Origin of the sequence: Pseudoalteromonas sp. H105 (assembly GCF_001469215.1) — a bacterium.
Classification (GTDB): domain Bacteria; phylum Pseudomonadota; class Gammaproteobacteria; order Enterobacterales; family Alteromonadaceae; genus Pseudoalteromonas.
Genome location: NZ_LOFH01000002.1, coordinates 462,497 through 479,335 on the forward strand (window position 1 = coordinate 462,497; position 16,839 = coordinate 479,335).

Consider the following 16,839-nt stretch of genomic DNA (forward strand, 5'->3'; position numbering starts at 1 on the left):
TTAATTGGAACTAAGTTTCTTAGTAATTGTCTATTATTAGGTATGTAGTTGAATTGTAGTCTGTACATGCATCATGTTGATTTCCCCTATTTAGTTACTTATTTGTTAGTAATATTGACCAGCTCAAATTGAGCTGGTTTTTTTATGATCTAAAAAGATCAAATTAATTAAACTTTTTTTGAACTAACTTTTAACGTTGATGTCTATTAATAAGCATGTAGTTGAATTGCAGTTCGTGCATGCATCATGTTGATTTCCCAAATTTGTTACTAAATTTAGTAATAATCAGCCAGCCCATTAATTAGGTTGGCTTTTTTTATGCCTCGAAAAAACAATTACGTCAGTCTTACTGGCTTTATAGGTATTTATTTTTTTTATTGTTATGATCCAAGCTGTTTAACAACTATCTTGCCCGCGTGTAATTCGATATGATGAATTATATGAGGGTTAATTAAGTTTATTTATGTATATACAGTTACTTACAAATATTGATTGGGTGGGTGTTGGGGTGGGCTTTGCTGCGAGTGCTACACTTTTTGGTGTTATAAGCGCAGTGCGTCGTAAGCAGTATTTACAACGGCTTAATACAAAGGACCAGGAGCTGGCGTCATTACAAACGCAACTTAATGACAAACACGCGCACACAACAACATTACTCGATAAGCACACGCGTTTAGAGCAAGAATACCAAGAGCAGCGCGATGAAGCTCAGCATTTCAAAACCCGCTTTATTGAGCAAGAAAAACAGAGTCAACAATATAATAATTATTGGCAAAAAGCTGAGGCTGACTTAACGTCATTGCGCTTTGAATATAATGCCCGTGATGTTGAGCTTAATTCACTTCGTACTGAACTTGAACAAAAACAAATGCATTTTGAGCAGCAACTGCAACATATTAATGACAGTAAAGCGCAGCTTAAAAAAGAGTTCGAAAACCTAGCAAACCAAATTTTAGAAAATAAATCAAAACAGTTTAAAACCCTTAATCAAGAAAGCATTGAGCAATTACTTAAACCTGTACAAGGTGAGCTTAAAGGCTTTAGGGATAAACTAGAATCTATCCACGTTGAAGACTCAAAACAACGTGAAGCACTTAAAATAGAACTACTGCATTTACAAGCGAAAAGCCAAGCTGTTACAGAGCAAGCAGATAAACTCAGTAATGCACTTCAAGGGCAAAAGAAAACCCAAGGAAATTGGGGAGAACTCATGCTTGAAAACGTGCTCGATAGCGCAGGCTTGCGTGTAGGCACGGATTACGAACGAGAAGTGTCATTTAATACTGAAGATGGCCGTCTGCGGCCCGATGTTGTAGTGTACTTACCGCAAGGTCGTCATCTGGTTATTGATGCTAAAACATCGTTAAATGCCTACACTCGCTTTGTAAATGCAGATGACGAGCTGCAAGCGCAACAAGCTATTAAAGAGCATGTGGAAGCGGTTAAAGCACGAATTAACGAGCTAGCCAGTAAGTCATACGACCGTCTTCCTGGGCTTAACTCACCAGAAGTGGTGATTATGTTTGTGCCTATTGAATCTGCATTTGTTGAAGCACTCAAGTACCAAAGTGATATTTACCAACAAGCGATAGAGCAAAATATACTGGTTGCAACCCCCACTACCCTGCTAACCAGTTTAAATATTGTAAAACAGTTATGGCGTTTTGAAGAGCAAACTAAATACTCAAAAGAGCTGGCAAACCGCGCAGAACGTTTTTACAGTAAACTTAATGGCTTTTTGACCAGTATGGAAGGCGTAGGTAAACAGTTAGATAAAGCCAAAGAAAGCTACGATAAAGCGTTTTCTCAGTTATACCGTGGTAAAGGCAATCTAATTAAACAAGCTTCTGAGTTTAAAGAGCTTGGTGTATCAGTACAAAAAGAATTACCTAAAGAAAGCGTCGAGCGGGCGCAATTAGAGCTGGATTAACACTCATATGAAAAACCTGATAAACAAAGGAATTGCTGCGATAAAGTCGACGTCGGGTCACTTTATAGATGAGCTCAACAAAGGGGTGGTCTTAGCCACTGAAAAGCTCAACGGGCTGCCTATTTTCATGTCTTTGGAGCGTTTTGGTAAGCAAACTCCCACTTCATATGATGAGAAACACTACTTTGTTATTCCTTTTGAATTATCAGAATATAAATTTGCTCTGCATACCATGCGATGCTTGCCTAAAGGCGTACCTGAAGTAAATAATCTACCAAAACGGCGCGTTTTTCACTTTGCTCATGAACATGCAGAAGCGGGTCTTCGTCAGTATATGTTGCACAGCACCGATGAAATTATGCGTGAACAAGCTGTTGGACAAACAAATACATTGCAGGAGTTGGCAAATAGTATTGATGAATTAGACCGAAAGCTCACTTATGGCATGCTGTTGGTGGGTGGCCTAGCCGCTATTGCTAACCCATTGTTAGGAGCAAGTATCGCCGCTAAAGCAGTGCTACCTAGCATAACAGGCCTACTCAATAAGTATGGCTTACGTGCTTCTGCAGATAAGCTGTCTCGGTATCAGCTTGAAAAAGAAATCAACGCAGCGCAAAGCTCGATTATTGAAGAATTTGAAGCGGCCAACACGGTGCAGGTCATCAACCCAATTCTTCAAGAGCTCGACCTTACTCTAAGAACAACAGAGGCTGAACACGATCCGCTCTCCAGTTTTAATTTAGCGGACGGGCACTTACCTGAGTTTCAAGATGAAAAGTGGCGTGAGCTAACTGAAGTAGCTATTTGCCACGTTTATAAAGACGTTTTCAATAATCCCTCACTCCATAAGCAAGCAAATTTAGAAGCAAAAGATTTAAGATGGCTAAAATTAATGTTTGCCGCAAATAAAGTGAATTAACGCAAAGCTAAACATAGGAATTTATATTTACGATGATGCAGAAGTGCTGGATTTTGCTGGTCCTTTTGAGTCGTTTAGTGTAAACCCCCATTACAGTTTTGTTTATCATATAGGTACTTGTTTATTCGATGGCTTTATAGAGGCTACATGTTGGAAGGAACAGTAAATTTAGCTGAAATATTTCCCTCACTGTATGTCGCACATATAAGCGCAGAGCACACATATTGACGGTTAAACAAGTGAAATACCAATGGCAAAAGTAGTCTGTATTTATCAATACGCTGACCTTTGTAGAGATCATTATTTTACTAACAATGCCTTGTACAGCGTTCTGCCCGTATAAAGTAACCAAGGTAACAGTATGACTAATAAAAAGGTGCTTTATTGTATATTGCATGCAATACTTGAGGTGGATAGATAGATCTCTGCGATAAGCTATAAACTATTAACTGAGAAAGTTTGCTAAAGTAAGCTTATTGCAAGACATCTTTAACAATAACAAAAGCATTACCTTACTTTAGGACCTCACATGAAACTATTCAAATCCTCAGTGTTAGTACTCTCAGTACTGGCTGGGCTTTCGTTATCAGGCTGTTCAATGACACAAAATACCATAGAAAACACTGCGGTGAGTCAAGTTAGTAACCCACTCACCCTTGAGCAAATCTATAAAGACAAATACTTTAAAGCACAACGTAGCACTTACTTTAAATGGCTTGATGATGGCACTGGCTACACTGTGCTTGAAGAACGTGAAAGCGAAAAAGATAAAAAAGACAACACTGAGAATGCCAAAGCTGATGATGAAAAAGAACACGGCGTAAAAGGCAACGATATCGTATTTTACAATGCCGATGGCACGGGCCGTAAGGTATTAGTTGAGTTTGAAAAACTACACCCAGAAGGCGCTGAAGAACCATTAGCAATAGAAAGCTACCAGTGGTCAAAAGATGGTAAGTGGCTCATGGTATTTACCAATAGCGAGCAAGTTTGGCGCTCACGCAGCCGTGGGGACTTTTGGTTACTCAACCTTGAGACTAACCAATTACAACAATTAGGTGGCGTAGACGTTGAACCAACTAAGCTCATGTTTGCTAAGTTCTCGCCTGATAGCTCAAAAGTGGCGTATGTGCGCGATAACAATATTTATATGCAAGCGGTTGGTAGTAACGATGTAACCGCGCTCACAACCGATGGCAGTGCCACCATCGTAAACGGTAATTTTGATTGGGTGTACGAAGAAGAGTTCACCATTGCGGATGGCTTTCGTTGGAGCCCCGATAACAAATCAATCGCTTATTGGCAGCTTGATACCAGTGATGTTAAATTTTTCACTATGATCAATAACACCGATGAGCTCTACCCTACTCTCAAAACATTTCCGTATCCTAAAGCGGGTGAAACTAACTCAGCCGTGCGTGTAGGTGTGGTAAGCCTTAGTGATAAACAAACCCGTTGGGCTGAACTTGAAGGCGATAATCGCGATCGCTACATTCCGCGGATCAGCTGGGCAGGTACTGGGGATGAGTTAATGATCCAAGACTTAAACCGCCCGCAAAGCCACAACAAGGTATGGTTGTTTGACTGGCAAAAGCAGCAACTGACTAAAATTTTAGAAGACAAAGACGATGCGTTTATCGAATGGTTTTATAAAGCCAATTGGTCAAAAGACGGAAAATTCTTTATTTGGCACAGTGAGCGTGACGGCTGGCGTCATCTTTACCGTGTATCGCGCGATGGCAAAACCATTATTGACCTAACGCCTGGCGATTACGATATTGTTGATATGCTCACTATCAATGAAGACAAAAATGTTATGTACTTTATTGCCTCGCCAAACGATCCTGGTCAGCGTTATTTGTACAGCACACCACTTGATGGTAGCAGCAAACCTGTGCGTGTAACTCCTGAAGAATTTGAAGGCTCAAACAGCTATTACATGTCAAAAGATGCCTCATGGGCCATGCATAGCTATTCTAAATTTGGCACCCCGCCCACTAAGCAAATTATTAACGTGAACGATCACAGTAATGTTAAAACCTTAGTTGAAAATAATGAACTGAAAGAAAAACTGGCTGAGCAAAGCTTACCAAACCATGAGTTTTTTAAAGTGAATGCACAGGATGGCACCGAACTTGACGGCTACATTATGTTCCCAGAGAACATGGATAAAAGTAAAAAATACCCGATTGTTTTTTACGTATACGGCGAACCATGGGGCTCAACAGTACAAGACCGCTATGAAGGCAATAGCTACTTGTATAAATCACTGTTAACGCAAAAAGGGTTTATTGTGGCATCGGTTGATAACCGTGGTACTCGCGCACCCAAAGGCCGTGATTGGCGCAAATCGATTTACAAAAAAATCGGCTCAATTACCGTGCAAGACCAAGTTGATGCGCTTGATGCCATGGCCAAACGTTGGGATGTAATAGACACCGACCGCGTTGGCGTGTGGGGCCACTCAGGGGGCGGTAGTTCAACCCTTAACTTATTGTTCCGCCATGGTGATAAATTTAAAGTGGGGATTGCCTCAGCACCCGTGCCAGATATACGTTTATACGACACTATTTACCAAGAACGTTATGCGGGTAACCCAAATACAGACCCAGAGAGTTACGATAATACCTCGCCAATTACCTTTGCTAAAAACCTAACCGGTAAGCTACTGCTTATTCACGGCACTGGCGATGATAACGTACATTACCAAGGCTCAGAGCGTTTAATTGATGAACTTGTTAAGCACAACAAACAGTTTGAGTTTTTCTCATACCCTAACCGCTCACACAGCCTACGTGAAGGCAAAGGCACGACTTTGCATTATCACACCATGATGGCCGAGTTTTTTGAAAAGAACTTATTGGATAAGTGATTAGATTAGTTAGTTTAAAGACTAAAAAGCCACATGCTAACTGTTAGTGTGTGGCTTTTTTAATCAAAATGTAACGGGGGTTTACAAAGCGTAGGTTGGGAAGAGTGCAACGAAACCCAACAAAAATTTGTAGGTATTGGCTGAGTAATAAATGATCCATGGCATTTTAGTTATTGTTTTTATATTTCAGAGATACTGTAAGGCTTTAATTTTTTTAGCTCTCTAGATTTGTTAACTAAACTTTCGATAAAAGGTAAATAGTTCTCTTCTGATGCCAGTACTTCTAATAATCTTTGGGCTATACCTTTTACTTCTTTAGCCCACTCCCTGTCCTCAATATCGTCAGTAACTTGTTGGAAAAACTGTATAGCTTGGCCTATGTCACCACTTATTAAACATGCCATACCTCTATTATATTTTGACCAGATAGAGCTATTCTTATCGAGTTCGTTAATTACATGCTCTTTTAAAGATTTTTTATCGGAAAATAAATTTCTAATGTGTAAAATTATAGGCTTTGCTTCATCTACTAATACTTGAACTTGATGTTTAAATTGTTCTTCTGATTCAAACTCAACAAATTTTATTTCTCTAAAAAAGCTTAAATCAAACGAGTAATGTTCTTTTGGATACCATTGAAAGCATACCGCAATATTGAGAGAGGTGCCTTTTTTCCACCTTGAGGGCTGGAATTCTATTACAGTTGTCTAAAGGCCATTATCATCAAGCCAGATTCTTGTTTGCCCTTTTCTTTTAACACCTATTGGTTTAAATGCTTCTCTAACAATTGTATTAATAATCTTTTGATGTGGTGAAATGGGCATGCTTTTCCCTTATATTGTTATCCTTGATGGTCAGTACAGCTTTCGTAATTTGTATTATTTCAATAGCACTTTGCGATAAGGATAATTCAGTAATACGTGTTCAAATCATAGGTTAAACAAGTTCTGTCGTGTGTTGCCATTAAACATAGTTTAACTCAACTTCCCAACCATTTCTTTAACCACTAAAAACTGCACTTGTCTTAACATTCTTAATTCCGCTGCGCGTACATCCGCAGGTGGCATATTTGCAACTTCTTGGTATAAATTACTAAATTCACTCTCTATACTTTCTACAAAATAACTTAGCTGCTTTACTGCTGTAGAGTTTGGAATACCTAGCTCTTTTGCAAAAGCGATAACATCAGCTTTGTTGACATCACAGAAACGTTTTTTATCATTTATGGGAACAGATAAGGCTTCTTCTAGAGGCTTTGTACCTTCTGGAACATAAATAATGGTGCTTAATAAGTCATAAAACGGTGTTATTTGCGCAGATCCGTTTTCGTAATAAAAACTGATATTTTTTAAATGCGCATCCCCGTTACCGACTAATAAATTATAAATAACCCATTGGTATAACTTAATAGCCGTTGCCGCTTTAGGGCGTACTTTATTGAGTATTTTCTGGTATGTTTCAACCGTTGATGCAGAATATTTGGAGTGCCTGCTATAACTTAATAACTGGCAACTATCTATAATATGTTTACGCTCTTGATCAGGGTAACTTCCTGTACGGTCAAAACGTTCAACTTGATAGGTCGGCTCGGGCGTATAAATGAGTTCTACATTGGGTACATCTAACCCTAATCGTCCCGCTAGTTTCATCATAAACCATTCATTACATGTCGTTTGCCAGTATTGGTCTGGCTCAGAATGATCGGGTTTGAGTATATGAGTTGAAGGTGTGCCTTCGTTTCCTTCAAATAGTTCATCACCGAGCTTAATAATCAGCATTTTATGTTGCGCGCCAGCAAGTGACATGCGGCTACTTTGGCGGCTATTTAACGGTGCTCTTGGTAAGTTTTTAATTCGACTAGATAGCTCGGCAAAAGTTAACGGTATTGCGCTGGGGCTTGGAAAATCCAAATGCTCTGGTAATAGAGTTAAAGCACCTGCTGATTCAATACCTGATGCAGTAAGTAGAGCAAATGAATCTTCATGGTCAACTTTCACTTCTTTAGCTAATAACTCACGTGCATTTTCCTCTGGCAGTAAATTATCAAAAAACTGCTGCACAGGCCGCGTAGTACCAGAATCAAGAATGATTTGCTCTTGTAATGGAATACTAGGAGTTATTGCAAATTTATTAGCTGAGTTAAGCCAAGCTTGATCATATTTAAAAGACCAAAAGCCGTTACTATCTTGTAATTGGCCCATGAGCTGTTTGCCAGCATAAACATCGAGTGATCTATTATTCATGGCCAGCCACCATGTTCTGGATTTGCGTTATTAATTTACTTTTAGCCTTTTCATCGTGTTGAGGTATAACTACGTCTATTTTTATCTCTAAGCCTAAAGCTTCCATTAAATCGAACGCGCGGCCAATAGATAATGAACCTGTGCCATTTTCAAAGTCACTCACTGTATTAATGCTAATACCGGAGAAGTCCCCCGCTGTTCTTTGATCAAGCTTTTGGCTTTTCCTCACAATGCTTGCCAATTTACCTAATTGTTTTGCTGACTTTATCGTGACTTCCATTACTAATCCAAAATTCACAGTATTTTGTGAATAATAGTTAAAAAAGCACAGGAAAGCTAATAATTCACAATATTTTGTGAATTAAAAGAGGAAGTAATTAAATAAAGGTGAAATTCACAGTATTCTGTGAATTATAACCAAAACTAACTCGTAATTACCTAAATTCACAATAAACTGTGAATTAATGGTGTTTCATAAATTTAATGAGATCAATTCAACAACCCTTCTACCCACTCTAAAATTAGGCGAGTATCTCGGGTTTGAAAACGCTGTTTATTCGGTATGTAGTAACAAAAATCAGAATCAACAGCTTGAGTATTAAAGCTTTTAAGTCATTCAGTATTTAATAATCGGAGTACCGGCGTAGTTGAACAAAATACCAGTCTGGATCTCGCTACACATCAATATTTAATAGCTAACTACCTCCCTGCTCTGCGGGATTTTTAAACAAAACGTAATGGGGGTTTACAGCTAAGGTAAAAGCCTCAAGGAGCAAGAAAAGTTATTAATAGAGGTTTATGTCGATTCAAGTCCAAATTGTGTCGGTTTAGCCACACAGTAATGAATAGCGTAATTTAAAGCGCTAAATTTCATATCAACAGCACTGAAACATCACGTTGATAAGGAATTTAAAATGAAAGCAATAACCAAAACTTTAACAAAAACACTCATCGGATTAAGTTTAGTTAGTCAGTTTAATGCACACGCTATTGACTTGCGAGTTGATAACGTACGTGTTTACCAACATGACTCGCAAGGCTTTTCAGCGCCGAGTAGTATTTATATTGATGACGGGAAAATAGTAAATATTGCTAAAGGGTCGAGCAAGAAACAAAAGGCCGATAAAACATTTAATGCACATAACCAATTTGCGTTGCCTGGGCTGATTGATTTGCACGTACATTTAGGCTCTTCAGGAAGTAACTTTACTGAGTTTCAATATTTGCCTGTACAGTCGCATTTTAATGCTAACTTATATTTAGGCGTGACGAACATTGTTGATTTATTTTCATTTCAACAAACCCTTGATGAAGCAAAAAAGTTAAGCGCTACACAAGCCTCACCTAATTTATTTTATGCTGGTACCTTATTTACCAATCCAGGTGGTCATGGTACTCAATTTGGAGGCAGTGCGTATGAAATCAATCATGACAGTGATATTGATGCCTTATGGCAAAAGCACATGGCAACCAACCCGCACCTTACCAAAGCAGTCATTGAAACATTTGGTGGCACAGGTCAATCCCTTACCGATAGCCAATTAATTGAGCTTAGTAAACGTTCTAAAGCGGCTGGCTTACCTTATTTTATTCACGTATCAACGCTAGCCGATGGTAAACGTGCGATAAAAGCGGGTGCCACAGCGCTTGCGCATGGTATTAATAGTGAAGCGGTTGATGATGAGTTTATTGCCCTAATGAAGCAAAATAAAGTGACGTATATTCCTACTTTGGCGGTTTATCATAATCACAGTGATGAAAAGCATAACCACACATTAAGCTCACAAACAGAACTTCTAAAACCTGTACCAAGTAAGTTGCAAGGTTGCTTATTTGAGAAAGTCCCTGAGCCATCAAAATGGAAAGAGCATAGCTGGCAAACACGCAGTATCGCCTACGCTAATATCCAGCAATTACATCAAGCGGGCGTTGTGATTGGTACTGGCTCTGATGCAGGCAACCCTTATACGTTGCATGGTTTAGGCTTACATAATGAAATTGATGCGCTAAAAAACGCGGGTTTAACGAACGCGCAAATCATCGACGCAGCCACGGTTAATGGGGCACACGCAATAAATCAAGGCACTAATATAGGCCAACTAGCGATAGGTTTTGAAGCAAGCTTTATCTTGCTTGAGCAAAACCCAGTTGAAAACATAAACGCGATTCATACCATTTCACAGGTTTATAAATCAGGTGAACAGGTCAACCGTAGCAAGCTTATTGCACAAAATGCGGCAATCGAACCACAAGGGCCGGTGTGTAATCAAACGGCACGCAGTACAACAGCACAACCTACTATTGATAACTTTAATGGCCAATCACCTTGGCAGGGATTAAGTGATGCGGTAATGGGGGGGCAATCGAAGGTTGAATTAACGTCAAATACGCACAGCCTAACGATTAACACAGCAGTGGCTAAACCGACAAACTTTGGGGCGTGGGCAGGCGCAGAAATAAAATACCCACAGCCAGTTGATGCATCAGGTTTTACTGGTGTGCGATTTACTTACAAAGGGTCTACGGTGCCATTTGCTTTAGCTATCTATCATAGCGATGTAAAAGACTGGGACAACTTTACTGTATTAGCCAAGCCGAGTGAACAATGGCGAACAATAGACATCCCTTTTACAGAGTTTAAGCAATTTGGCTTTGGTAATACCGTGACGTGGTCTGCACAGAAAATTACAGGGTTTAATGTAATGTGGCGCAAAATGCCTGGCGCAACAGAGGCTGTATTAAACAACACCTTAGAAATTAAAGCGTTTAGTTACTATTAACGTGTGCACGGCCACAATCAATAAATTTGGTTGTGGCCGTGTTTATTTGCTATTGTTTTTAATAAAAAGAATCCTGATTATGTTTAAACACCCCTTTTATAGATACAGCTTTTTTATTCTACTTATTGTTGATATCGCATATGCGCTTGGCTTGGTTATCGCCAATTCAGCCCCTATTTCTGGTGGCACCTTCACTGCGGCAGCTGTTTGGTTTATAACTTTTTATTGGTTTCCTGTTTGGGGGGCTGCGGCTTTTATTTTTTACTTGCGCAAAAAAGGTTATCAAAAAATCGTTGTTGAGTGGCTCATTGCAGTGTCATTTATGGCCAGTGGCAATGTAATAACGGATTATGCTTTGGTTAGCTTTTATGACGATTACAGGCCGTTGGGGATTTTTGTTATTTTTAATGGGTTGATTTGGGGCTCATGTATTTACTTTTTGAGTATTTATATTGAGAGCAAAAAAAAGGTCGCATTTGAAAAGCATTCGCGCAAAAGAGCACAGCTAGCCACATTACGGTATCAGCTAAACCCGCATTTTATGTTTAATAGTCTTAATACCATTTCGGCTTATATTCATACTAACCCTGATTTAGCCGACGAGGTATTACATGAACTTGCCGATATACTTAGGTATTCATTAGATACAGCAGAACAAACACTGATACCGCTTGAGCAAGAGCTTGCGATTATCACCAAATATTTAAACATTGAAAAAGCCCGCTTTGGTGAAAAGTTACAAGTAAATTACGCCCTACCAGAGCAACTGAATAACATATATATACCGCCGTTAATTATTCAACCGATTATAGAAAATGCAATAAAACACAATGCGCAAAAAAGTAGTTTAACTATCAATATAGCGCTCACAGTGATTGATAAAGTCGTTCGGGTAAAAGTCAGCGATAACGGGGTTGGCTTTAACGAACATGTGTTAAAGCATGGTTGTGGATCAGGTATTGGAATGAAAAACATACAGCAACGCATTAACCAGCTAGGTAATAGTAAAATTACACTGAGTAATCATGGTGGTGCGGTTGTATTTTTGGAGTTAGTGTTATGAATAAACTACGTTTAGTATTTGCTGATGATGAGTTGCCGGCACGTGAAAAGCTCACTCATCAATTAAGCCTTATGGAAAATATTGATGTTGTTGGTATTGCAACCAATGGGAAAGAAGCGATTTCATTGATCAATGAGCTTAAGCCTGATGTTGCGTTACTTGATATTCAAATGCCAGAAATTAATGGCTTAGAGCTTGTTGATATACTCGATCATCAGCCGTTGATCATCTACACCACGGCGTATGATCAATTTGCTGTTCAAGCATTTGAACATGCCTCAATTGACTATCTATTAAAGCCCTTCCCCATCGCGCGGCTAAAAAAAGCACTGGCGAAAGCACAGAAGCAAATTTTGCAGCAAATGGCTGTTGTGTGTGCTAATGATCAGCCTAGTAAAATTCAGTATGAATTAGGCGAAAATAAGCTTAATAAACTCATTAGTAAAAGTGGCGAACGAATTTTTTTATTATCGCCATCAGATATTAAGTTTATTAAATCAGAACAAGGAAATAGCTTTGCCCACGATGGTGAAACATTACATCATTTAAGTGATACTTTAGATCAGCTAGAGCACAGCTTATCTGGTCAAAGCTTTGTGCGTATTCACCGTAGTTACCTTGTAAATATTGATCACATAAAAGAAATTCAACGTTGGTTTAATGGCAAGCTGATGGTGATTATTAATGATGAAGAAAAGTCAGAACTCAGTACCAGCCGCGCGGGCGCGGATAAGCTAAAACAGCTGTTAAAAATCTAACAGCTTTGAGGTGTACTCTTCTAACTCGATTGTATGTTTAGTCTATATTGCCGCCAACAGGTAGGTTGCTTGGCACCTTAGCTGGTTTTCCCGTATAAAATTTATCCGTATCGAGGGTTTTCAAAAAAGTGGCTATATCATTAAAATCATCATCTTCTATATTGACGTCAATATCACCTCTATCTTCATAAGCTGCAATGGCATCAATTAAACTTTCTCTCGAGCCATCATGCATATAAGGTGCTGTGAACGATATATTTCTTAAGCTGGGCGTGCGTACTACCTTATTAGCGATAATAGCTTCCCCTTCGTGCAGTAAGTTGTCAGAAAGCATGGAACCTTTATGACAGCGAGCACATCCCCCATCGATAAACTTATTGAGGCCTATAATTTCTTGTTGGGTTAGTATTGTTTGATCGCCTAAAAGGAAATTATCAAATCGCGTATTAGGAGAGATAATTTTTCTTTCAAAGGTGGCAATTGCTTTTGCTATATTTACACTGGTTATAGCGGCTTTCTCTGCAAACGCGAGCTCAAATAACTCAACATATTCAGGGATCGATTGTAACCGTATAACAATCTCTGGCAGGATTTCTTGCTCGCTCATATTATAACCAAGCATTTCGATAGGGTTTTTAATTGGGCCTAACGCTTGCTCTTCTAATGTATCTGCTCTTAGGTCCCAGAAGTAACCACCAGAAACAAAGTTTTCAATCATTTCACTGGAATTGATACCGGTAAAAGCTACATTCATAATTGTTGGCGCGTGTAGAGGGGTCACTTCAAAGCCGTATCTTGCAGGCCCAAGTCCTATGCCGTCAGAACCAATTGAAAATTTTCGTCCATCAGCCCAACCAAAATCAGGGTGATGGCATGAAGCGCAGGATACATTTTGATCACCAGAAAGAATTGGATCCCAATATAATAATTCACCTAGGTATTCTTTGGTTTCATTATAAGGGTTGTTACTGGGGTAAATAGAGGTTGTTGGTAAAGACGAAAAAATACTTGAATAGTCTCTAGCTTGCTCATCATTTTCTGTCGTGTCTATATTTTCAGGGCTCCCGCAGCCAATTAAAGCAATATAACCTAATGTAATTAAAGCAATCTTAAACAGTCTCATATTCAACAATCTCATAATATATTAGAACAAGGTAAACACTGATATCCATGCTAATTAGCAGGGGATTTTAAACGTAGTTTGTCACGTTCGGTGTCTACGAAATGTCTCCTCGTGCTTTATGAGGCAAGTGCTATTTACTGTGTGTTGTTACGAAAACAAATCGGTTAGCAAGAAAGAAGTTAATGAATAGGCTGACGAAAATACCAATAACGAAAGCAACGGCAGTGATTGTTATTCCTTTTACGCTCCAAAAAACCAATAAATTGATGCAACCAGAGAAGTGAGCCGTGAGCATGTGTTTGCACCACTGATAAAAAGCATTATTTTGGTGTTGTTTGTAAGTATAAATGCGATTGCCAAGCCATGTGACTGTTGCTGCAACCCAAAATGACAGTAACCGTGCCAGCATTATATTATTTGTAAGATGACTAAAAAATATAAAACAAAGGCTATCGACAATAAAGCCTCCTCCTCCAATTAAACAAAACTTTTTAAATTGTTGCATTTATGCCTGCTGTCACCATTTTCAACCTTAGCTCAGCTTAAATTAACGTAGGTCTACAAAGTGTCACATTGGGCATCTATTCGTGATGACTTTTTTTAGACCTCATCTGTTTTAAAGTGACATAACAGTTAATTTTGGAGAGAAGAATGCAGCTTATTAACAATGGATCTTCGATAAAAAATGCGATAACGCTAAGCATAATTGTGCCTGTTTATAATGAGCAAGAAATGTTGCCACTATTTCATCATCAGTTAGCTAAAGTGCTCAGTACACTTTGCGATAGTCGCGTTGAGATCATCTATATAAATGATGGTAGTGATGATGAAAGTTGGAATGTTATGCTTAATCTTAAAAGCCAGTACGCCTCGATGGTGTGTATAAATTTAAGTCGGAACTTTGGTAAAGAAGCTGCCATGACTGCCGGTATTGACAATGCTAAAGGGCAAGCTGTGATCTTATTGGATGCCGATTTGCAAGATCCGCCAGAACTTATTCCCGACATGTTAGCGGCGTGGCACGACGGCTATGATGTTGTGAACATGAAGCGAAGTGCTCGCCTTGGAGAGTCTAAATTTAAGCGTTTGGCAGCCCATATCTACTATCGTTTGCTCGATTATTTATCAGATGTACCTTTGCAGAAAGATGTTGGTGATTTTCGACTTTTAAGTCGACGTGTTATTGAAAGTATCAAACAGTTACCAGAAAGAAGCCGCTATATGAAAGGTATTCTGTCGTGGCCAGGTTACAAACAAACAACCCTGAACTTTGAACGCCCAGGGCGAGTTGCTGGAGAGACTAAGTGGTCGTTTGTGCAACTGGTAAAATTAGGACTTTCTGGTATTACCGCGTTTAGTGTTAAACCGCTTAGGATTTCGACATGGGCAGGTGCGCTCATTTCTATCACTACGTTTACTTATGGTCTTTGGATTATTTTGAAAACGCTCATGTTTGGTGAAGTCGTAGCTGGTTATCCGTCGATGATGTTAATGCAGTTATTTTTAGGCGGGGTACAGTTATTGGCCATTGGCATACTGGGGGAGTATGTGGGGCGTATTTATGCGGAGGCTAAAGCGAGGCCTATTTACCTAACAATGGATAAAAAAACGGTTAATGCTCACAGCAACAATATAGAGGGTGGCGCTGATACCCCTCACTCAGTGGTGCATAGACATGGTTGATCTAAATGTGAGTAAGCGCTCACGGTTTATTACTACAAACACAACTCCGTCTTTAATACATTGGACTGGCGTGTTGATTTTATTGTTACTTGCTAGTCGTTTAGTATCATTAGGGTTATTTCCGTTATATGACACAACCGAAGCGCGCTATGCTGAAATGGCGCGGCTAATGGTTGAAACAAAAAATTGGATAACACCTCAGTTTGATTATGGTGTGCCTTTTTGGGGCAAGCCGCCATTTCAAACCTGGATCAGTGCATTGGGCTTTTCGTGGTTTGGTATTAGCGAATTCAGTGCTCGAATCCCTCACTTTATTTGTGGCTTAATGACATGCTACTTAGTTATGCGTTTTACGCGAACATTGGCAAATAAATACACCGCTCTTTTATCAGTATTAATTCTTACCTCTAGCCTAGGCTTTATTATTGCCATCGGTATGGTGATGACAGACAGTGCTTTATTAATGGCGTACACCCTTGCTATGGTGAGCTATTGGCAGTGTTATAGTCTAAAGGATAAAGTGGTATCTGGGCATGTGTTTTTTGCTGCACTCGCTCTAGGTATGCTCATTAAAGGCCCGGTTGCTGTGGTGTTGATAGGTATATCACTGGTTGTTTGGAGTATATGGCAAGGTTGCTTTAAAGAAGCGGTTAGGCGCTTACCTTGGTTCACTGGTATTGTGTTGTTTATGGTGTTAACAGTCCCTTGGTATGCATGGGCTGAAATACGAACCCCAGGTTTTCTAGAGTATTTTATACTTGGTGAGCATATTCAGCGTTTTCTAGTGTCTGGTTGGCAGGGAGATTTATATGGCACGGCACATGTAAAACCTCGAGGCATGATTTGGTTATATTGGCTTGTTTGTGCGAGTCCATGGTCTTTCATCGCACTAAGGTTATTGGTCAAAAAATACCGTAATACAGAGTACATTGCACATCAGTTGCAGCACCAAGGCATCAATAAATACCTTGTTTGTTGGATGATATCGCCGCTATTGTTATTTACTTTTGCAGGCAATATTTTACCCATTTATGTGTTGCCTGGTTTTAGTGCATTAGCCATATTGGTTGCATTAAATAGTCGCCTAACAAAGGTAAGTAATTACTTAGCTTTCATGTCTTTAATGTTGATAACAACTATTATAGTAATATTAAGTTTAGGAATAATGAATAAAAAAAGTGAGGCTGAGTTGTTGAACGTTAATAAAGACGTTTTTCAAAAGACAGCTCTATATTATTGGAGGCATAGACCTTTCAGCGCCCAATTCTATTCAAAAGGCCATGCTCAGCTACTTCAAGCTAATAGCAAATTAAAGGGTCTATTACACTCAGGTAATCCGTTTTATGTAGCCATTGAGCACAGTGAGTTTGTGAGGTTGAGGCGTCATTTGCAGCCAGTGTGTGTGCCAAGCAGGCAATCGATTAACCGCCTATTGTTAAAATGCCACTAACACCATTGAGGTTTGTAA

Annotated in this window: 13 protein-coding genes; 8 read left to right on the forward strand and 5 right to left on the reverse strand. The window is 39.3% G+C overall.

Annotated features, from left to right (window positions below; translation table 11 throughout):
• Positions 1-463: 463 nt before the first annotated feature.
• The 3 genes from rmuC to ATS75_RS05560 all read left to right on the forward strand — a co-directional run bounded on the left by rmuC (position 464) and on the right by ATS75_RS05560 (position 5,721).
• Positions 464-1,930: a DNA recombination protein RmuC gene (gene rmuC, locus ATS75_RS05550; protein ID WP_058559434.1), complete on the forward strand. Its 1,467-nt coding sequence runs from the start codon at positions 464-466 to the stop codon at positions 1,928-1,930.
• 7 nt (positions 1,931-1,937) lie between these two features.
• Positions 1,938-2,849 carry a hypothetical protein gene (locus ATS75_RS20330; RefSeq protein WP_152996184.1) on the forward strand — a complete coding sequence of 304 codons (912 nt, stop codon included), beginning with the start codon at positions 1,938-1,940 and terminating at the stop codon, positions 2,847-2,849.
• Between the two features lie 529 nt (positions 2,850-3,378).
• Positions 3,379-5,721 (forward strand): S9 family peptidase, encoded by a 2,343-nt coding sequence (locus ATS75_RS05560; protein ID WP_058559435.1) that lies wholly within the window; start codon positions 3,379-3,381, stop codon positions 5,719-5,721.
• 179 nt (positions 5,722-5,900) lie between these two features.
• Here the strand turns inward: ATS75_RS05560 and ATS75_RS05565 are convergent, their stop codons facing one another.
• The 3 genes from ATS75_RS05565 to ATS75_RS05575 form a co-directional block, all read right to left on the reverse strand.
• A complete protein-coding gene (locus ATS75_RS05565; protein ID WP_058559436.1) occupies positions 5,901-6,125 on the reverse strand; it encodes a hypothetical protein in 225 nt (74 codons plus the stop codon).
• 570 nt (positions 6,126-6,695) lie between these two features.
• Positions 6,696-7,964 carry a HipA domain-containing protein gene (locus ATS75_RS05570; protein WP_058559437.1) on the reverse strand — a complete coding sequence of 423 codons (1,269 nt, stop codon included), beginning with the start codon at positions 7,962-7,964 and terminating at the stop codon, positions 6,696-6,698.
• Positions 7,957-8,244, reverse strand: a complete 288-nt coding sequence (locus ATS75_RS05575; RefSeq protein WP_058559438.1) for a helix-turn-helix domain-containing protein — start codon at positions 8,242-8,244, stop codon at positions 7,957-7,959. Before ATS75_RS05575 ends, ATS75_RS05570 begins: the two co-directional genes overlap by 8 nt.
• Before the next feature lie 634 nt (positions 8,245-8,878).
• On the opposite strand from ATS75_RS05575, the gene ATS75_RS05580 reads away from it, so the two are divergent.
• The 3 genes from ATS75_RS05580 to ATS75_RS05590 all read left to right on the forward strand — a co-directional run bounded on the left by ATS75_RS05580 (position 8,879) and on the right by ATS75_RS05590 (position 12,565).
• Positions 8,879-10,744 (forward strand): CIA30 family protein, encoded by a 1,866-nt coding sequence (locus tag ATS75_RS05580; RefSeq protein ID WP_058559439.1) that lies wholly within the window; start codon positions 8,879-8,881, stop codon positions 10,742-10,744.
• Between the two features lie 79 nt (positions 10,745-10,823).
• Positions 10,824-11,807 carry a sensor histidine kinase gene (locus ATS75_RS05585; protein WP_058559440.1) on the forward strand — a complete coding sequence of 328 codons (984 nt, stop codon included), beginning with the start codon at positions 10,824-10,826 and terminating at the stop codon, positions 11,805-11,807.
• The gene (locus ATS75_RS05590) at positions 11,804-12,565 is read left to right on the forward strand and encodes a LytR/AlgR family response regulator transcription factor (RefSeq protein WP_058559441.1); all 762 of its coding nucleotides are present in this window, start codon (positions 11,804-11,806) and stop codon (positions 12,563-12,565) included. The genes ATS75_RS05585 and ATS75_RS05590 overlap by 4 nt, the downstream gene beginning before the upstream one ends.
• Before the next feature lie 37 nt (positions 12,566-12,602).
• On the opposite strand, the gene ATS75_RS05595 is transcribed toward ATS75_RS05590, so the two are convergent.
• Positions 12,603-13,688 carry a cytochrome-c peroxidase gene (locus ATS75_RS05595; RefSeq protein WP_058559442.1) on the reverse strand — a complete coding sequence of 362 codons (1,086 nt, stop codon included), beginning with the start codon at positions 13,686-13,688 and terminating at the stop codon, positions 12,603-12,605.
• A gap of 130 nt (positions 13,689-13,818) precedes the next feature.
• A complete protein-coding gene (locus tag ATS75_RS05600; protein ID WP_058559443.1) occupies positions 13,819-14,193 on the reverse strand; it encodes a GtrA family protein in 375 nt (124 codons plus the stop codon).
• A 146-nt stretch (positions 14,194-14,339) separates the two neighbouring features.
• Between ATS75_RS05600 and ATS75_RS05605 the strand changes: the two genes are divergently transcribed.
• Together ATS75_RS05605 and ATS75_RS05610 are read left to right on the forward strand one after the other, a co-directional pair.
• Complete coding sequence (locus ATS75_RS05605) at positions 14,340-15,371, forward strand: glycosyltransferase family 2 protein (protein ID WP_058559444.1); 1,032 nt, start codon at positions 14,340-14,342, stop codon at positions 15,369-15,371.
• Positions 15,364-16,821 (forward strand): ArnT family glycosyltransferase, encoded by a 1,458-nt coding sequence (locus ATS75_RS05610; protein ID WP_058559445.1) that lies wholly within the window; start codon positions 15,364-15,366, stop codon positions 16,819-16,821. Before ATS75_RS05605 ends, ATS75_RS05610 begins: the two co-directional genes overlap by 8 nt.
• Positions 16,822-16,839: the final 18 nt, after the last annotated feature.